Annotated in this window: 16 protein-coding genes; 9 read left to right on the plus strand and 7 right to left on the minus strand. The window is 61.6% G+C overall.

Annotation, left to right across the window (positions count from 1 at the left end; genetic code table 11):
• The first annotated feature begins 25 nt into the window (after window positions 1-25).
• The 4 genes from ACEVJL_RS00830 (at window position 26) to groL (ending at window position 4,453) form a co-directional block, all read left to right on the plus strand.
• Window positions 26-937, plus strand: coding sequence for a diacylglycerol/lipid kinase family protein (locus tag ACEVJL_RS00830; protein ID WP_302668404.1), 912 nt, complete (start codon window positions 26-28; stop codon window positions 935-937).
• Window positions 938-954: 17 nt separating this feature from the next.
• Complete coding sequence (locus ACEVJL_RS00835) at window positions 955-2,142, plus strand: MFS transporter (protein ID WP_374736587.1); 1,188 nt, start codon at window positions 955-957, stop codon at window positions 2,140-2,142.
• Window positions 2,143-2,332: 190 nt separating this feature from the next.
• Complete coding sequence (locus ACEVJL_RS00840; RefSeq protein ID WP_008981236.1) at window positions 2,333-2,617, plus strand: co-chaperone GroES; 285 nt, start codon at window positions 2,333-2,335, stop codon at window positions 2,615-2,617.
• A gap of 207 nt (window positions 2,618-2,824) precedes the next feature.
• Window positions 2,825-4,453: a chaperonin GroEL gene (gene groL, locus ACEVJL_RS00845; protein WP_235397702.1), complete on the plus strand. Its 1,629-nt coding sequence runs from the start codon at window positions 2,825-2,827 to the stop codon at window positions 4,451-4,453.
• An 829-nt stretch (window positions 4,454-5,282) separates the two neighbouring features.
• On the opposite strand, the gene murI is transcribed toward groL, so the two are convergent.
• The 7 genes from murI to ACEVJL_RS00880 all read right to left on the minus strand — a co-directional run bounded on the left by murI (window position 5,283) and on the right by ACEVJL_RS00880 (window position 12,678).
• Window positions 5,283-6,119 (minus strand): glutamate racemase, encoded by an 837-nt coding sequence (murI, locus tag ACEVJL_RS00850; protein ID WP_374736588.1) that lies wholly within the window; start codon window positions 6,117-6,119, stop codon window positions 5,283-5,285.
• A gap of 101 nt (window positions 6,120-6,220) precedes the next feature.
• Entirely contained in the window at window positions 6,221-7,087 is an 867-nt protein-coding gene (locus tag ACEVJL_RS00855) for a two-component system regulatory protein YycI (protein ID WP_374736589.1), read from the minus strand.
• 4 nt (window positions 7,088-7,091) lie between these two features.
• A complete protein-coding gene (locus ACEVJL_RS00860; protein ID WP_374736590.1) occupies window positions 7,092-8,399 on the minus strand; it encodes a hypothetical protein in 1,308 nt (435 codons plus the stop codon).
• Window positions 8,392-10,161 carry an ATP-binding protein gene (locus tag ACEVJL_RS00865; RefSeq protein WP_151076426.1) on the minus strand — a complete coding sequence of 590 codons (1,770 nt, stop codon included), beginning with the start codon at window positions 10,159-10,161 and terminating at the stop codon, window positions 8,392-8,394. The genes ACEVJL_RS00860 and ACEVJL_RS00865 overlap by 8 nt, the downstream gene beginning before the upstream one ends.
• A 41-nt stretch (window positions 10,162-10,202) precedes the next feature.
• The gene (locus tag ACEVJL_RS00870; protein WP_302668410.1) at window positions 10,203-10,916 is read right to left on the minus strand and encodes a response regulator; all 714 of its coding nucleotides are present in this window, start codon (window positions 10,914-10,916) and stop codon (window positions 10,203-10,205) included.
• A 14-nt stretch (window positions 10,917-10,930) separates the two neighbouring features.
• On the minus strand, window positions 10,931-11,467 hold the full coding sequence (locus ACEVJL_RS00875) for an NUDIX domain-containing protein (RefSeq protein WP_008981229.1): 537 nt from the start codon (window positions 11,465-11,467) through the stop codon (window positions 10,931-10,933).
• 143 nt (window positions 11,468-11,610) lie between these two features.
• The gene (locus tag ACEVJL_RS00880; RefSeq protein WP_302668411.1) at window positions 11,611-12,678 is read right to left on the minus strand and encodes a branched-chain amino acid aminotransferase; all 1,068 of its coding nucleotides are present in this window, start codon (window positions 12,676-12,678) and stop codon (window positions 11,611-11,613) included.
• A 299-nt stretch (window positions 12,679-12,977) separates the two neighbouring features.
• On the opposite strand from ACEVJL_RS00880, the gene ACEVJL_RS00885 reads away from it, so the two are divergent.
• The 5 genes from ACEVJL_RS00885 (at window position 12,978) to hpt (ending at window position 18,949) form a co-directional block, all read left to right on the plus strand.
• Window positions 12,978-14,960, plus strand: coding sequence for a DHH family phosphoesterase (locus ACEVJL_RS00885; protein WP_235397713.1), 1,983 nt, complete (start codon window positions 12,978-12,980; stop codon window positions 14,958-14,960).
• A 75-nt stretch (window positions 14,961-15,035) separates the two neighbouring features.
• On the plus strand, window positions 15,036-15,482 hold the full coding sequence (gene rplI, locus ACEVJL_RS00890; RefSeq protein WP_008981225.1) for a 50S ribosomal protein L9: 447 nt from the start codon (window positions 15,036-15,038) through the stop codon (window positions 15,480-15,482).
• Window positions 15,483-15,543: 61 nt separating this feature from the next.
• A complete protein-coding gene (dnaB, locus tag ACEVJL_RS00895) occupies window positions 15,544-16,896 on the plus strand; it encodes a replicative DNA helicase (RefSeq protein WP_008981224.1) in 1,353 nt (450 codons plus the stop codon).
• 39 nt (window positions 16,897-16,935) lie between these two features.
• Window positions 16,936-18,336: a tRNA lysidine(34) synthetase TilS gene (gene tilS, locus ACEVJL_RS00900; protein ID WP_374736591.1), complete on the plus strand. Its 1,401-nt coding sequence runs from the start codon at window positions 16,936-16,938 to the stop codon at window positions 18,334-18,336.
• Between the two features lie 70 nt (window positions 18,337-18,406).
• On the plus strand, window positions 18,407-18,949 hold the full coding sequence (hpt, locus tag ACEVJL_RS00905) for a hypoxanthine phosphoribosyltransferase (RefSeq protein WP_008981222.1): 543 nt from the start codon (window positions 18,407-18,409) through the stop codon (window positions 18,947-18,949).
• Window positions 18,950-18,984 lie beyond the last annotated feature (35 nt).

The raw sequence follows: 18,984 nt of genomic DNA on the forward strand, positions 1-18,984 counted from the left end.
CTTTTGGGCCGTTTGAGGTGATTTTTTGCGCCATCTGTTTATTATCAACCCTGTGGCCGGGCGAAAAGGCACCACCCAGGCTCTGCTGAACCAGCTGGACCAGGTCTCCTTCCCCCACGAGCGGGTCTTTACCGAAGGAGAGGGCCACGCGGAAAAGCTGGCCCGGCAGGCCGCCCAGACCGGCGAGCCGGTGCGCATCTGGGCCTGCGGCGGAGACGGCACCCTCAACGAGGTGGTCAACGGGGCGGCAGGCTTTGACAACGCTGCCATTACCTGTGTGCCCAAAGGCACCGGAAACGACTTTTTAAAGGTATTCGGCCCCAATTACCGGGACCTGTTCTACGACCTGGAGGCTCTGGCCGCCGGTCCCCAGACCACGCTGGACCTGATGGACTGCAACGGCAAGCTGGGGCTGGATGTGGTGTGCGGGGGTGTAGACGCCCGCATCGCCGCCGGGGTCCACCGGTATAAGGACCTGCCCTTTGTCACCGGCAAGGGAGCCTACATTCTCTCTTTGATTGAAAACATCTTTTTAAAAGGTATCTGCCGTCCCATGGAGGTGCAGATGGGTCCGGTCCATTACAGCGGCCCCACCGCCATCGTCTGCGTATGCAATGGCCGGTACTACGGCGGCGGCTTTATGCCGGTGGCCGACGCGATGCCCGACGACGGGGTGCTTGATATGCTGCTGGTAGGCAAGGTGAGCCTGCTCACCTTTATCCGTCTGGTGGGCCAGTACGCCAAGGGCCACTACAAGGATTACCCCCAGCTCATTGAGGATTTCCACGGCCGGGAGCTCACCTGGTCCAGCAAGGAACCCCTGGTGGCGGTGGTGGATGGGGAGGTGCTGGAGAGCACCTCCTTTACCGTGCGCCTCTCCGAAAAGAAGATCCACTTCTTCTATCCCAACGGGGCAAGCTACGCCCCCCACCTTTAAATAGGGGGGCTATCTTTATGCGACACAGCTATCAAGCGACTTTGGGTGCCTGTTTTGCCGGGTACATCGTCCAGTCGGTCATCAACCTCTTTGCCCCCCTGCTCTTTCTCACCTTCCAGCGGGAGTTCTCCCTCTCTCTGGATCAGATCGCCCTGCTCATCACTGTCAATTTTCTGGTGCAGCTGTGCGTGGACGGCCTGTCCGCCCGGTTTGTGGATAAGATCGGCTGGCGGGTATGCATGGTGGCCGCCCATCTGTTTGCTGCACTGGGCCTTGTTCTGCTGGCTATGCTGCCTGGCCGCATCCCCCCTCTGGCCGGTCTGACGACGGCTGTGGTGGTCTACGCCCTGGGCGGCGGCCTGCTGGAGGTGCTGGTCAGCCCCATTGCCGAGGCCTGCCCCACCCGCCGCAAGTCGGCCGTGATGGGCCTGCTCCACTCCTTCTACTGCTGGGGCAGCGTGGCCACCATCGCCCTGTCCACCCTGTTTTTTGTCTGCTTTGGCACCCAGAACTGGCGTATTCTGGCCATGCTCTGGGCTCTGCTCCCCCTGGTCAACGCCCTGGTGTTTACCCAGGTCCCCCTGGCCACTCTCACGCCGGAGGGCGAGTCCGGCCTCTCCCTGGGGCAGCTGTTCCGCACGCCCCGGTTTTGGCTGTTTCTGCTTCTGATGGCCTGCGCGGGAGCCAGTGAGCTTTCCATCTCCCAGTGGGCCAGCGCCTTTGCAGAGTCTGCGCTGGGCGTGTCCAAAACGGTGGGCGATCTGGCCGGACCTCTGTCCTTTGCCCTGCTGATGGGCCTGTCCCGGCTGGTATACGCCGCATACAGCCGCAACCGCCCCTCCCCCACCGGCTTTATGACGGCCAGTACCATCCTGTGTATTGCCGGATACCTGCTGGTCTCCCTCTCCCCCTGGCCCGCTCTGGCGCTGGTGGGGTGCGCCCTGTGCGGCATGGCGGTGGGCTGCATGTGGCCGGGCACCTTTAGTCTGGCGGCAGCCTGTTTTCCCCGCAGCGGCACCGCCCTGTTTGCCCTGCTGGCCCTGGCCGGAGACCTGGGGTGCTCCGCCGGTCCCGGCCTGGTGGGACTGGTCTCCTCCGCCTGGGGCGACCGCCTGCAATGCGGTCTGCTGGCCGCGGCGGTCTTTCCCCTGCTGCTGCTTGCCGGTCTGGCTGTGCTGCGGAAAACACTCGCCCGACAAAATTAGCACTCTTTTTGTCAGTTTGTGAACACATCGTAAATATTTTTTGAAACAGCCCTCTTTTTTGAAAAAGGGGGTTGATTTTTGATCAGGAAACGATTACTATAATACACGTGGTTAGCACTTAGATGTTTGGAGTGCTAAATCTCATTGGAGTTTGTTTATTAAGTAACCATCATATAAGGAGGAACCCGTTATGAAACTGAAACCTTTGGCTGACCGCGTTGTTGTCAAGCTGGTAGAGGCCGAGGAGACCACCAAGGGCGGCATCATCCTCACCGGCGCCGCCAAGGAGAAGCCTGAAGTGGCTGAGGTTCTGGCTGTCGGCCCCGGCGGCATGGTGGACGGCAAGGAAGTCGTCATGAACGTGAAGGTGGGCGACAAGGTCATCACCAGCAAGTATGCCGGCACCCAGGTGAAGCTGGACGGCGACGAGGTCACCATCGTGCGTCAGAACGATATTCTGGCTATTGTCGAGTAAAACTCGTCCATGGGGGACGTTGTCCCCATAGATACGAAAGCGGTTCCCAAGGAACCCGCTTTCGATACCCCCCTCGCCTTTCCATAGGAAAGGCGGCCCTGGCCGCGGCGGCCAGGGGTTAAGGGGTCCTGCGCAGGCACATGTCCTGCTCCGGACTCATTTTAATTTCAATTCCGCAAGGCGGAATTATCTTGGAGGTAATGCGTTATGGCTAAGATTATTTGCTACGGCGAAGAGGCCCGCAAGGCTCTGGAGAAGGGCGTCAATCAGCTGGCTGACACCGTGAAGATCACCCTGGGTCCCAAGGGCCGCAATGTAGTGCTGGATAAGAAGTTCGGCGCTCCCCTGATCACCAACGACGGCGTGACCATCGCCAAGGAGATCGAGCTGCCCGATCCCTTTGAGAACATGGGCGCTCAGCTGGTGAAGGAAGTCTCCACCAAGACCAACGACGTGGCTGGCGACGGTACCACCACCGCTACCCTGCTGGCTCAGGCCATCATCCGCGAGGGCCTGAAGAACCTGGCCGCCGGCGCCAATCCCATGATCATGAAGAAGGGCATTGCCAAGGCCACCACCACCGCCATCGAGGCCATCAAGGCCAACAGCCAGAAGGTCAACGGCTCTGCTGACATCGCCCGCGTCGGCGCTGTCTCCTCCGGCGACGAGAACATCGGCAAGCTGATCGCCGAGGCCATGGAGAAGGTGGGCCACGACGGCGTTATCACCATCGAGGAGTCCAAGACCGCTGAGACCTACTCCGAGGTCGTGGAAGGCATGCAGTTTGACCGTGGCTACATCACCCCCTACATGGTCACCGACACTGAGAAGATGGAGGCCAACCTGGACGACGCCCTCATCCTCATCACCGATAAGAAGATCTCCAACATTCAGGAGCTGCTGCCCCTGCTGGAGCAGGTTGTCCAGTCCGGCAAGAAGCTGCTGATCATTGCTGAGGACGTGGAGGGCGACGCTCTGTCCACCCTGATCGTCAACCGTCTGCGCGGCACCCTGAACGTGGTCTGCGTCAAGGCCCCCGGCTTCGGCGACCGCCGCAAGGAGATGCTGCAGGATATCGCCATCCTGACCGGCGGCACTGTGATCTCCTCCGACGTGGGTCTGGAGCTGAAGGAAGCTCAGCTGGGTCAGCTGGGCCAGGCTCGCCAGGTCAAGGTCACCAAGGAGAACACCACCATTGTCAACGGCGCTGGTAACTCCGAGGAGATCAAGGCCCGCATCGGCCAGATCAAGAGCCAGATCGAGGTGACCACCTCCGATTACGACCGTGAGAAGCTGCAGGAGCGCCTGGCCAAGCTGGCCGGCGGTGTGGCTGTCATCAAGGTCGGCGCTGCCACCGAGGTAGAGATGAAGGAGAAGAAGCTGCGCATCGAGGACGCTCTGAACGCCACTCGCGCCGCTGTGGAAGAGGGCATCGTGGCCGGCGGCGGTACCGCTTACCTGAATGCCATCCCCGCTGTTGAGAAGCTGATGGCTGAGGTCGAGGGCGATGAGAAGACCGGCGTGCAGATCATTGCCCGCGCTCTGACTGCTCCTGTCAAGCAGATCGCTGCCAACGCCGGTATCGACGGCTCCGTGGTTCTGGAGAAGATCCGTGAGTCCGGCAAGACCGGCTACGGCTTCGATGCCTACAACGAGGTTTACTGCGACATGATCCCCGCCGGCATCGTGGATCCCACCAAGGTGAACCGCTCCGCTCTGGAGAACGCCGCCTCCATCGCCAGCACCCTGCTGACCACCGAGGCCCTGGTCGCCGACAAGCCCGAGCCCCCCGCACCTGCCGCTCCTGCTGCCCCTGATATGGGTGGTATGTATTAATTTAATCCATCAAGAAGCCTACGGCTTATGCCGTGGGCTTCTTTTATAGGGGCGAGGGCTTGTCGGCGAAGCCGACACCGGGCCCCCGGCAAAGCCCAGCAACGCGGGTTTGCCGGGGAGAGGAGGAGCGACAGAATGAGCGAGCCCTGCCGCCTGCGGCGGGGCGAGGGATATGTCGTCCGCGACGACGAAGCCTCCCGCACCTGCCGCTCCTGCTGCCCCTGATATGGGTGGTATGTATTAATTTAATCCATCAAGAAGCCTACGGCTTATGCCGTGGGCTTCTTTTATAGGGGCGAGGGCTTGTCGGCGAAGCCGACACCGGGCCCCCGGCAAAGCCCAGCAACGCGGGTTTGCCGGGGAGAGGAGGAGCGACAGAATGAGCGAGCCCTGCCGCCTGCGGCGGGGCGAGGGATATGGCGTCCGCGACGACGAAGCCTCCCGCACCTGCCGCTCCTGCTGCCCCTGACATGGGTGGTATGTATTAAGAAGCGCGAGGATAGGCGCACAGCGGAGATAACGACAGAGCGGATGCCAGCAAACCAAGAAGGCCAAGTGGACTTCTGTTTGGCGGCGAAGACGGCGGAGTAATCGTCCCGGCCGCGCGCCCAATCCGCAGCGTGACAAAAAGAAGCGCGTAGGCGTGCGGAGCAGCACGGATGGACCGGAGCGAGGGCGCGAAACCGAAGGGACGCAAAGCGTCACTGTTTCAAGCCCGAGACGGAGAGAAGCCGTGCGTGGCGCAGCCGCTGCAGCGTGACAATTAAAACCTATCAAAAAAGCCCACGGCTTATGCCGTGGGTTTTTTAAGTAAGAAAAGGACGCCTTCTCAGGCGTCCTTTTCCTTCTTTTTCTGTTTCTTCTCCAGTTTCATAGCCGGCCAGGACTGGGCGGTGATCACACCCTCCAAACCAGCCCGCCGGGCTGCCCGGATATAGTCCTGGGGATCGGCGGTGGTATAAATCTCCAGCGTACCTGGCTCGCTGCGCCGGCTGATCTGCCGCGTCTCCTTCAGGCACCGCTCCAGCTCCCTGGCCATGCGGTCTGCCGGATCCACCAGCTGCAGCTGAGGATAGAGGCGGCGGATATTTTCCTCCACCAGAGGGTAGTGGGTGCAGGCCAATAAGCAGCACTCCACCTGGTCCTGATGCACCAGTCCGTCCAGATTCTCCCGCAACTCCTCGTCAATCTCTTGCTGACTGGCCCCATGCTCCACCATAGCGGCCAGATTTTTATATCCACGGCTGAATACCTTCTTCTCCGGCGCCAGCTGAGCGATCAGCGCGGGATAGCAGCCGGTGGAAGCGGTAAAGCAGGTGGAGATCACGCCCACCCGCTTCTCCGGCCGATGGGCTGCCGACTCTGCACCTGCCTGCACCACACTGAGCACCGGACAATCCATCTCCCTGCGGTACTCGTCGATCAGACAGGAAATGGTATTACAGGCCACCAGCAGCGCCTTTACCTGCCGCTGGCGCATAAAGTCCAGCATATACCGGGTCAGACTCAAAATCTCCTCCGCAGTATGGTTGCCATAGGGGTTATTTCCCCCGTCTCCGAAGTAGAGGATATTCTCGTTGGGCAGCTGCCTGCGCACCCGGCGGGCTACACTGAACCCGCCGATGCCCGAGTCTATGATCCCGATGGGACGATTTTGATTGGACATAGCATCACCTGCATTTTCCTGTTTGTGGCTTGGTGTACGCAATATCATACACAGCTGCCTACAAAAAAACAAGGGAAAAGTTCCCCAAATCTATCCTGCCCTCACGCTCCATTTTCCTGGGACGCGGCAGTTTCCACCCGGCTCATCTCTCCGGTGAGCATATCCAGCAGGTAGGTCCCCGTGTCGGTGGCCACCTGCCACACCGGTACCAGCGACGTAGAACCGGGGGAGTAGTTAGTGGCCACATATCCCTGGGTAATGCTGTCGATGCGGCTGCATACATCACCCATGGCGGTCAATCCGTGGTAAAAACGGATAAGCGCGGTAGGCACCTCCAGAGTCTGGCGGCTCTCGTCAGGCTGTGGCGTTCCCATCAGGCGCCGCCCGCCGGACATGGACACCAGGTCTCCGCCCCGGTAGGTCAAAGTCACCTGCCGGTCAAACAGAGGACTCCCGTTCCAGCTCTGCCGCAGCAGGACCGTAGTCTCCGCCGCGCCGTCTTCTTCCCCGGTCACCTCCAGGATCTCACCCTGGAAGTTCAGCTTTTTTAGGATCTCCACCGAGTAGCTCCGGGGATCTGCCCCGTCCAGGGGAAAGGCACCGCTGACAAACTCGCCTTGAAACGTGCCGTCGGCATGGAACTGGATATAGCCCCGCTGGTTGTGGTAGCGGTATACTTCACCGCCCAGAAGGCGCTCCTCTACCTGGCCGCCCAGAAGGGCCTGGGCCAGCTTAGGTTCGCTCTCCCGGTCCCGCTCCACCTGCTGGGGCTGGAGCGTATCCTCTTTGGGAATGATATTCTCCTCCACGGTCACCCCGTTTTTCTCCAGAAAGGCTACCGCCTCCTGACGGGCCTGGAGCTGTACGGTACGCTTCTGCAGATCCTGGCGCAGGACAAAGGAGAGCAGCAGCAAATTGGTCCCGGCCAGGATGATCAGGATGATGGTTTTGATTTTTGACCATTCCATGCTCTCATCCTCCCGTCTTCCACTGGCTGGCCGCCGCCCAGGAGGCGCTCACCTGCTGTGCCCCGCTGTCCAGATACAACAGCAGCAGCTCCTCGCCCTCGTGGCCCTTGGTCTCCATGGCCGCCATGGCCTGGAGCTGAGGCAGCACCACCGAGGTGGTCCCGCTGTCTGTGTAGCTGCGGAAATGCAGGGTAAAGCTGTTCACCCGGCCGCCGCTGACCTGGAAGCTGGCCGCATAGCCCTCCTCCCCCAGACGCACCGGGACTCCATTGAGCAGATACCCAAATTCGATCTGCCAGCTCTCCGCTCCGGTCTCCTCCACCGACATCAGATAGATCCGGGCCTGACCGCCCAGTTCTCCCAGGGTGTCTGTGGCCAGCTGGCGGCAGCTCTCCACCGCCCAGTACACCCCCGAACCGGCCACCGGATAGCGGATTGCGCCGTCATCGGCGGCAGTAAAGGTCACTGTGCCGTCCGAGGCCAGGCGCAAGGTATCGTTTCCGTTTCGGATGACCTGCTCATCGGAGGTGATATAGGATACGCTGGAGTCGGCGGAGAAGTCCAGCTTCTGCCGCACCAGCGCCTGGGCGCTCTCCTGCTCCAGAGGATTGGCCGCCTGGTAGACCTTGGGGGCAATGTTCTCCCCCAGCAGCAGCGTATCGGGCGCCAGGGCGCTGTACTCCTCCTGCTCAAAGGCAAAGTGGGCTCCGTTATCCTTAACGCCGGACACCGCCTCGCTCAGGCGGTTGACATCCACCATGCTGCATACCGCCCGGTAGTACGTTCCATTCTGAGCGCTGTAATAGATGAGCGCCTGACCATCCTGAGAGGTCAGTACCAGGCGGCGCAGCGCACCGCTGAGCTGCTCATTGTTTACCGAAAGCCACCCGTTCAGCACGAAAAACGGCAGGTCGTCCTGCCAGTCAAAGTACAGCCCCGGCGCGGTGTTCAGGGCCTGCCGCCACGCCTGCTGATCCACAATCTCCGGAGTGCCGGCACTGCTCAGGGCCTCCACCAGCAGGCTGTACACCTGCTGAAACAGGGCGTCCTGTGCCTTCTGGTCATACTGCACCCCGTAGCGCAGTGTCTCCTCTCCACCCCGGATGGTCACCGCCATACGCAGAGGCTGGGCGGCCAGGGTGCGGCTCTCCTGAGTGGTCTGTCCGCCGCTCTCTCTGCTCTCCGAAGGAAGCAGCCCGCTGAGGGCCACGGGCAGCTGGGTGCGCACCGCGAGATAGACCGCCGAGCAGCTCAGCAGCACAATCAGCAGGCTCTTCACCCGTTCTACCAACTTTTTATTCTTCTTAAACATGGCTGGGACCCTCGATCTTCAGTTCCATGCGCATGGACAGGCCAGGACCTTCCCGGTCCACCAGCTCCAGCACGCCCTCATGGCGGTCCACGATCTCCTTGGCAATGGACAGTCCCAGGCCGGTTCCTCCCGACTGGCGGGAGCGGGCCTTATCTACCCGGTAGAAGCGCTCGAAAATACGGGGTCGGTCCTTTGGAGGAATGCCGATGCCGTCGTCGTCCACCTGCATCCACACCCGGTCTCCCTCCCGTCCGGCGGAGACCAGGATATGTCCTCCGTTGGGCGTATACTTGATGGAATTGGAGACGATGTTCATCATCACCTGGAGCACACGCTCCCGGTCGGCCACAACGGCGGGCAGATCGGGCTCCAGACGCAGCTTCATCTTGTGGTCGTGGCGCTGGGCCTCCATGTACACGGCGTTGTACAGATCCTGTACCGCCACATCGAAGGGGAAGCGCACCAAATGCAGTTCGTCCTTTCCCGAGTCGAACCGGGACAGGGTGAGCAGGTCCTGCACGATATGGGTCATGCGGTCGCTCTCGTTGAGGATGACCCCCAAAAACTTCTTTTCTGTGGCGGGAGGCAGCTCTCCGGCGCTGTCCGAGAGGGTCTCGGCGTAGCTGCGGATGTTGGTGAGGGGGGTTCGCAGCTCGTGGGAGACATTGGCCACAAATTCCCGCTGCATATCCTGTGTTTTCCGCTGCTGGGTCACATCGTGGAGCACCACCAGCACGCCGCCCTGGCGGTCCCGGTCAAAGGGAGCCAGCAGCAGCTGCAGGAAGCGTTCTCCCTCCCAGCGCTCCTCCTCCAGATAGTCAGGAGCCTGGAGCACCTGTTCCAGAGAAAGCAGATCACCGAAGAGCTCCTCATAGGTAGCCTCGGCAGTAATGGTACGGCCCAGCATCTCCTCGGCGGCAGGATTGGAGTGGATGACCTCTCCGTTGCGGGAAAAGGCCACCACGCCGTCGGTCATGTGCAAAAACAGGGTATCCAGCTTGTTGCGCTCATTTTCCACCTGGCGCAGGGTGTCCTGAAGCTGTCCGGCCATGTCGTTAAAGGTGTCGGTGAGCACGCCGATCTCATCCCGGGAGGCCACCTGGATCTTTCGGGAGAAGTCTCCGTGGGCCACCCGCATAGCGCCCTCGGTGAGGCGCTGGATGGGGATGATCATGGTCTTGGACAGCAGGAAGGACAACAGGATGGAGATGACCAGACCAAAGACCAGGGACTCCAAAATCAGCACAAACATCTGGCTGATGAGGCTGTTCACCGTGGTCTTGTTGTCCAGAATATAGATCACATAGGAGGAGCCGCCCCGGTCCAGGGTGATGGCCACGTCCATATAGTCGGCGGCCATATTGGGACTGCTGGAGTCCTCCCCGGTGGCCAGTGCGTGGGTGAGATTGGCCGAATCATAGGACAGGTTCTTACCCGCATCGTCGTTATTGCCGGCCAGGTACTCCCCGGTCTCCCCGTCCAGGATAAACAGGGTGCGGCTGTAACCGTTCAGGCCCAGTTCGCCGGAGTAGGTCTCCAGGATGTCAAGGATGGCCTGGGCTCCGTCTTCCTCCCCCTGGGTGGCCGTGGTCAGATCCCGGGTCAGGGACTCCCGGGCGAACACATTGGACATCTGGGTATAGAAGTCCTCCAGATAGAATGCCATGACGGAGTTGATGAGAAAGGCGCCCACCACTGTCATCAGCGACAGGATGAGCAGCACCATGATCATCACCAGCTTCATGTGCAGGCTGCGCAGCACGGCACACTCCCCCCTTTTTCTTCCTTTCTAAGATTCCGCGGTCATTCCCCGCCGAACAGGTAGCCCATACCCCGCTTGGTCACGATGAACTTAGGCGAGGCGGGATCGTCCTCGATCTTCTCGCGCAGACGTCGCACCGCCACATCCACGGCCCGCACGTCGCCCACGTAGCCCTCATAGTTCCACACATGCTCCATCAGCGCCTCCCGGGAGAACACCTTTCCCGGCTGGGAGGCCAGGTAGCAGATGAGATCGTACTCCCGCTGAGTGAGCTCCAGGGGATTGCCGTCCTTATAAACGGTGGCCTTCTCCTGGTCCACCACCACCCGGCCCAGCTCCAGTCGCTTGCCCGAGGCAGGCTGAGCCTGCTCCCCCTGGGCAGGCACCATGGCGGAGCGGCGGATGTTGGCCTTGACCCGGGCCAGCAGTTCCCGCATGCCGAAGGGCTTTGTGATATAGTCGTCTGCCCCCAGCTCCAGGCCCAGCACCTTGTCGGCCTCCTCCTCCCGGGCGGTGAGCATCAGGATGGGCACCGCACTGCCCGTCTCCCGGATGCGGCGGCACACCTCAAAGCCGTCCATCCCCGGCAGCATCAGATCCAGCAGCACCAGGTCGGGGTTCTGCTCCAGGGCCAGCTGCAAGCCGGTGTTGCCGTCGTAGGCCTCCAGGGTGTCGTATCCCTCCCGCTCCAGGTTAAAGGACAGGATGTCCACGATATTCTGCTCGTCCTCTACAATGAGCACGGTCTTTCCCACAGTGCCGCCCCCTCTCAAAGGCCCAGCAGGACCTTGGTCTTGAGCACAGTGGCCACCGTCTTGGCGTCCTCCACCGTGCCGTCCATCACCTGCTCCAGCAGTTGCTGGAAGGGCATGGTGATCACATTCAAAAATTCATCCTCATCCGGGTGGCTCTCCTTCTTGCGCAGGTCCCGGGCCAGGTACATGTGAAGCCGCTCAGTACAAAAACCCGGAGAGGCCAGCAGGCAGCCCAGGTAGGTCAGCTCTCCGGCCTCCAGGCCGGTCTCCTCGCTCAGCTCCCGGATGGCGGCGGGGCGGTGGTCCTCCCCGGCGTCCAGCTTGCCCGCGGGCAGCTCCAGCAGCACCTGGTGGAAGGGGTAGCGGTACTGCTGCACCAGGGTGACGTTGTTCTCCTCATCCAGGGCCAGGATGGCCACGCCGCCGGGGTGCTCCACCACTTCCCGGGTAGCCACCTTGCCGTCGGGCAGCTGGGCCTGATCTACTTTTAAGGTTACGATGACCCCATCAAACAGGGTCTTACTCTCTACCGTACGCTCGGTCAAATCCATGTGATCGCTTCCTCCCTTACGTATCCCGCTCCCCGCTTGGGCAGGGACATAGATAGTAGTATTATACCACCGTTCCTGTCCAGGGTAAAGCAAAAGCCGCCCGCGGACACGCGGGCGGCTTTTGGAAATGATTTCTTAAAAAATTAGCACAGCTTCATGATCCAGTCGTGGGGATCCTGAGCGCGGCCCCACTGGATGTCGGTGAGGGCGTCGTACAGGCGCTGGGTGACCTCGCCGATCTGGTTGCCCGAGACGGTGACCTTCTTGTCGCCCATGGCCAGCTCGCCGATGGGGGAGACAACGGCGGCGGTGCCGGTGCCCCAAGCCTCTTCCAGGGTGCCGTTCTCGGCGGCCTCGAAGAGCTCCTCGGCGGAGATGCGGCGCTCCTCCACCTCGTAGCCCCAGTCCTTCAGCAGCTGGATGCAGGAACGGCGGGTGATGCCGTCCAGCACGGAGCCGTTCAGGTCGGGGGTGAGGATCTTGCCGGCCACCTTGAACATGACGTTCATGGAACCGACCTCCTCAATGTACTTGCGGTGCACGCCGTCCAGCCACAGCACCTGGCTGTAACCGTTGGCCTCAGCCCGGTCGCCGGCCCGCAGGGAGGCAGCGTAGTTGCCGCCGGTCTTGGCCATACCGGTGCCGCCCTTGACGGCGCGGACGTCCTGGTCCTCCACGTAGATCTTCACGGGGTCCAGGCCCTCGGGATAGTAGGCACCCACGGGGCAGACGATGACGATGTACTGGCAGTGGTGAGAGCTATGTACGCCCAGAGCGGCGTCCAGGCCCACCATGAAGGGGCGGATGTACAGGGAGGTATCCTTCGCGGAGGGCACCCAGTCCTGCTCCAGCTTTACCAGCTCGGTAATACCCGCCAGGGCCAGCTCCTCGGGGATCTGGGGCAGGGACATACGGGCGGCGGAGTTGTTCATGCGGCGCACGTTGTCCAGGGGGCGGAACAGCTGGATGGAGCCGTCAGCGGTGCGGTAAGCCTTCAGGCCCTCAAAGATCTCCTGAGCATAGTGGAGCACCTTGGCGGCGGGGTCAATGGCCAGAGGGCCATAGGGCACGATGCGGGGATCATGCCAGCCCTGACCGGCATCATAGTCCACGATGAACATATGGTCGGTCATAGCCTTGCCGAACACCAGGGTGGAGGGGTCGGGCTTCTCCTTGAGCGTCTGGGCGCGAGTGATCTTGATCTCTTCCATATACATTAGCCTCCTAAGGTTCATTTTTAACAGGCTTTGGTTCACGTGACGTCATTTGGCCCTGTGGGGCCTCAGTAGGCGGGGACCACGCTTGTTTTCCTATTATACCAGCCTTTTTTCCCCCTTGCAATGGCTCAATTTCCAGGGGGGCAGGATTTTTTTGCCGTGCTCCCGCTTCCATTTCTCCCCGCACTGCTCCCACCGGCAGTTTCCACGTTGGTTTTGGTTGTAATTCCTCCGGCAATCTGATATAATTTAGTTCTGATTTTGTGATTCTTGCAGAAGGGAGGCTTTCTCTCTTGAACCGAAAAATATCCAAGCTTCTCCAGCCCAGTGTGCAGCTGTATTTTGTGATCCTGATCCTGTTTGCCCTGGCCTCCGCCCTGTTTTCCATTCCTCTGGCGGTGCTGGAAGCTGTGGTGGTGCTGATCCTGGGGCTGTACACCCGCACCAGCGGCCACAAGCGCCGCCGGGAGATCACCAAGTACATTGAAAATATCACCGGCAACGTGGATGTGGCCACAAAGGATACCATGGTCAACTCCCCCCTGCCCATGGTGATCTTCCGTCCGGAGAGCGACGATATCATCTGGACCAACGACCGCTTCCTGCGTCTCACCGGCGACCGGGAGCACCTCTTCGACGCCAAGCTCTCCTCCGTCGTCCCCGGCTTTGACACCCGGTGGCTGCTGGAGGGCAAAAACGAGTGTCCCGACCATGTGAGCTTCTGCGGCCGCCGGTTTGTGGTCTACGGCCACCTGGTGCGCACCGGCGACAAGGGCGGCGGCTTCCTGGCCACCACCTACTGGGTGGACATCACCGAGCTGTGTGAGACCCGGGACAAGTATCTGGCCTCCCGCCCGGTGATGGCGGTGCTGCTGCTGGACAACTACGAGGACCTGATGAAAAACCTGACGGAGAACGAGCGCTCCGCCATCTACTCCGAGATCAACGCCCGTCTGGACGCCTGGGTGGCCGACACCCACGGCATGCTCCGCCGGGTGGAGCGGGACCGGTACTACTACATCTTTGAGGAGCAGTATCTGGCCCGGTTTATCGAAAAGAAGTTTGACATTCTGGACACCATTCGCCAGGTTTCCAACCCCAGCGGCATCGCCGCCACCTTCTCCATCGGCGTGGGCAAGGACGGCGGCTCCTTCCAGGAGCTGATGCAGTTTGCCAACCTGTCCATTGAGATGGCTCTGTCCCGTGGCGGCGACCAGGCGGTGGTACGCAACCAGTTCACCTTCGAGTTCTACGGCGGCCGCTCCAAGGAGACGGAAAAGCGCACCAAGGTAAAAAGCCGGGTCATGGCCAACGCCCTGTCCGCCCTGGTGGCCGACTCCTCCCAGGTGTTTATCATGGGCCACAAGTCCCCCGATAACGACTGCATGGGTGCCGCCGCCGGCGTGTGCGCCATCGCCCGGAAGAAAGGCGTTCCCGCCCACATCATCCGGGAGGCAGGCTCTCCCCCGGCCAAGGTGCTGATGGACAAGCTGGCCCATCTGGAGGAGTATCAGGACTGCTTCCTCTCCGCCCAGGAGGCGCTCCTGCTGGCGGACAACCGCTCTCTGGTGGTGGTGGTGGACACCAACCGCCCTGAGCAGGTTCAGTCCCTGGACCTGGTGCAGTCCTGCAACCGGGTGGCCGTCATCGACCACCACCGCCGGGCCGCCACCTATATTGAGGGTGCCGCCCTCAACTACCACGAGCCCTATGCCTCCTCCGCCAGTGAGCTGGTCACCGAGCTATTGCAGTACATCGCCGACCCCACCGATCTCACCCGGGCGGAGGCCGAGGCCCTGCTGGCCGGTATCGTGCTGGACACCAAGAACTTCACCATGCGCACCGGCGGGCGCACCTTTGAGGCCGCCGCCTTCCTGCGCCGGGCGGGCGCCGACACCGCGGAGGTAAAAAAGCTCTTCCAGAACGACCTGGAGGGCACCATCGCCAAGTACGCTATCATTCAAAACGCCAAACTCTACCGGGAGAAGATCGCCATTGCCGTGGTGGACCACACCGTGGGCCGTATCGTGGCCGCTCAGGCCGCTGACGAGCTTTTGAACATCATCGGCATTGACACCTCCTTTGTCCTCTACCCCGACGGCGAGCGGGTCATTATCTCTGCCCGCTCCATGGGAGATACCAACGTACAGGTCATTCTGGAGAAGCTGGGCGGCGGCGGCAATGCCGCGGCGGCCGGCGGCCAGATTTCCGGTAAGTCTCTCTCTCAGGTGGCCACCGAGTTGTCTCACGCCATCGACCAGTACCTGGAGGGCTGACCCCACCAACCCCAGCCGGTTTCGGCTGATTCCATACCCATTTGGTTTAAAATCAAGAAAGCGAGGAAATTTACCATGAAAGTGATTTTGCAGCAGGACGTGAAGGGCCAGGGCAAGAAGGGCCAGCTGGTGGACGTATCCGACGGTTACGCCCGCAACTTCCTGCTTCCCAAGAAGCTGGCGGTCATCGCCACCGCCGAGAACCTGAACACCATGAAGCAGCAGGAGAAGGCCCGCAAGGCCCAGCAGGCTGCCGAGAAGGCGGAGGCCGAGGCTCTGTCCAAGAAGCTGGAGAGCCTCACCGTGAAGGTGGCCGCCAAGGCCGGCGAGGGCGGACGTCTGTTCGGCGCCGTCACCGCCAAGGAGATCTCTGAGTGCCTGGCTCAGCAGCACGGCCTGAACATTGCCAAGACCAAGCTGGTGCTGGACGAGCCCATCAAGGCCTGCGGCGGCTACAAGATCAAGGCCAAGCTGGGCTATGAGATCGTGGGCACCGTCAACGTGATGGTGGTGGAGGCCTGATTGCCCTCTCCCGCCGCGATAACCCATTGAAACGAAACACCACAGAAAGGAGGCCGATGACATGGCGCTGGACGATGAACAACTGTTATTAAAGCAGCTGCCCCACAGTGTGGAGGCGGAGCAGGCAGTGTTGGGCTCCATGCTCATCGACCCCCGCTGCGTCCCCGAGGTTATTGACCAGCTGCGCCCCGACGACTTCTACCTACGGCAGAACCGGGACATCTACGAGACCATCTACTCCATGTTCAACTACTCCCTCACCATCGACCCGGTGACGGTGCTGGAGAACATGAAGCAAAACGGGGTCTATGACGAAAATAACTCCCGGGGGTATCTGCTCCAGCTCATGGACACCACCCCTACCGCCGCCAATGTAAAGGAATACATCGGCATCATCAAGGACAAGACCCTGCTGCGCCGGGTGGCAGAGACGGCAGGCGAGCTCACCGCCCTCATTCAGCAGGGCACCGACACCGGCCAGGACATCCTGGAGGCCGCCGAGCAGCGCATCTACGCCATCCGCCAGGGCCGGGCCGCCCGGGGTCTGACCCCCATCTCGTCGGTGCTGCTGGATGTATACGACCGTCTCACCGAGCTGGCCGAGAGCGACAGCGCCATCCCCGGCCTGTCCACCGGCCTTACCGATTTGGACCGGGCCATCTCGGGCCTCAATAAATCCGACCTCATTCTCCTGGCCGCCCGTCCCGGTATGGGCAAGACCTCCATGGCTTTGAACATCCTGCTGGAGGCGGGCAAGCGGTCGGGAAAGAACGTGGCCTTTTTCTCCTTGGAAATGAGCCGGGAGCAGTTGGCTCTCCGCCTCATCTCCAGCGAGTGCTTTGTAGACAACAAAAAGCTGGTCACCGGTAAGCTCACCGAGGAGGACTGGGAGAAGGTGGCGGTGGCCGCCGACTCTCTCAACCGCTCCATGATCCTCATTGACGATGACTCCTCGGTCAGCGTGGCCGACATCAACGCCAAGTGCCGTCGGGTGGACAACCTGGGATTGGTCATCATCGATTACCTCCAGCTGATGCAGTCCGCCGGCGGAAAGCAGTATTCCGGAGAAAACCGCCAGCAGGTGGTCTCCGACATCTCCCGCGCTCTGAAGATCATGGCCAAGGAATTGAACGTCCCCGTTCTCTGCCTCAGCCAGCTCTCCCGTGCCAACGAGAGCCGCAGCGACAAGCGGCCCATGCTCTCCGACCTGCGTGAGTCGGGCGCCATCGAGCAGGACGCCGACATCGTCATGTTCCTCTACCGGGAGGGCTATTACGACAAGGACACCCCCAACCCCAATTTGGCCGAGTGTATCATCGCCAAAAACCGCCACGGCGAGACCCGCACCGTGGAGCTGCAATGGCTGCCCGAGTTCACCACCTTCAGCAACATGGAGTGGCAGCACGAGGAGTAAGCCTAATTTTTCCCTTTTGGAGTGGTTATGAGCGACCGTATGGAACAACTGATCCAGGAACACCGCCTCATCCCCCCCGGCAGCACGGTGCTGTGTGCTGTGTCCGGAGGGGCGGACTCGGTATACCTGCTTCATCGGCTCTACTGCCTGCGGCGGGAGCTGGACTTCACCCTGGTGGCCGCCCATTATGATCACCGCCTGCGGGGTGCAGAATCCACACAGGACGCCAAATTTGTGGAAGAATTTGTCCGGCTGTGCTGTCCCGCCGAGCGGCTCTACACCCCGGAAGGTTCCGGGAAGGAACTGCCCGGGGTGAGGCTCATCACCGGCGGCGGCGACGTGGCCGGAGAAGCGGCCCGGCTGCGCCAAGGCCTGGAGGAGACCGCCCGGCAGATGCGCTACGCCTTTCTCCAAACTGCCGCTCAAGAGGTGGGGGCGAATCTCATCGCCACCGCCCATAACGCCAGTGACAACGCCGAGACGGTGCTGCTCCACTTAGGACGGGGCAGCGGTCTGCGTGGCCTGGCCGGGATGCCCCCCAAGCGGGGCAATCTCATCCGTCCCCTGCTCACCACCTCCCGGGAGGAGATCGAGAACTACCTGCGCTACCGCGGTCTCCCTTGGCGTGAGGACGCCACCAACCGGGACGACGCCTACGCCCGCAACCGGCTGCGCCACCAGGTGCTGCCGGTCCTGGAGGACCTGTTTCCCGGGTTTCTCTCCCGCATCAGCCAGACCTGCGCCCACCTGCGGGAAGATGAGGACTACCTCTCTTCCCTGGCCGCCCAGGCGGTGGAGAGCGCCCGGTGGGAGGGGGAGGACCTGATTCTCCCTGCCGCTGCCCTTGCTGACCAGCCCCAGAGCGTGGCCATTCGGGGCGCCCGGATGCTCATCGGCTCCATGACGGCAGGCAATGACAACTGCGCGGCCCCCCATTTGGAGGGGCTGCTGAACCTTTGCCGGGGGAGCGATCCCTCCGCCCGGCTGGATCTGCCCGGCGGACTCACCGCCCGGCGCCGCTACGGAGAGCTGGTGCTCTCCCGCTCTGCCCCCACTCCCCTGTCCCCCAGGGATCTGAACCTGGCGGGAGAGACCCGGGCCGGAGACTGGACCGTGCGCTGTCTCCCCGGCACCTACCAGGGAGAGCGGCAGTCCCCCCTGGACTGCTGGCTGGCCCAGGAAGCGGCTCCCATGCCCACCCTGCGCCCCCGGCGCACCGGGGATGTGCTGGCCCCACCCGGGCGGCACGAAAAAAGCGTTAAAAAGTGGATGATCGACCAAAAGATCCCCGCCTGCTGCCGGGACGCCGTCCCTGTGGTGGACGCAGGCGGCACCGCCGCCGCTGTGGCCCTGCTGGGCCCCCACCGGGACTTCGTGCCCCAGAAGGGACAGCTCAGCTGGCACATCACCTTTGTTACCCCGGACTATCTGGCCCATTAGGCGTCAGATTCCGCCCCCTTTCCCCAGGGGAATATGCTACTCTACTGTATTGTGAGGAAGGAAGAAAACTATGTTAGAGAAAGACATCCAGGAAGTCCTGTTTTCCCAGCAGCAGCTGGAGGAGCGTGTGGACCAGATCGCCCAGGAGATTACCCGAGACTACGCCGGCAAGGAGATCGTCCTGATCAGCGTGCTGCGGGGCTCCTTCGTGTTCATGGCCGACCTGTGCCGCCGCATCGACCTGCCCTGCACCATCGACTTTATGTCCGTCTCCTCCTACGGAAGCGGCACCTCCTCCACCGGCCAGGTTCAGATCACCAAGGACCTGTCCGGGGATATCTCCGGCAAGCACATCCTGGTGGTGGAGGACATTCTGGACTCGGGCAACACCCTGAGCTACCTGCTCAAGCTGCTGGAGCAGCGCAAGCCTGCCTCCATCCGTCTGTGCACCCTGCTGGACAAGCCCGAGCGCCGGGTCAAGCCTGTGGAGGTCCACTACTCCGGCTTTACCATCCCCGACGCCTTCGTGGTGGGCTACGGCCTGGACTACGCCGAGCACTACCGCAATCTGCCCTATATCGGCATCCTGAAACCCGAAGTCTACGGGGGCTGAGCCCCTTTGAAATTCGCAGCGGCGGAATCCAGCCC

This window comes from Flintibacter porci (assembly GCF_041925195.1).
GTDB lineage: Bacteria > Bacillota > Clostridia > Oscillospirales > Oscillospiraceae > Lawsonibacter > Lawsonibacter porci.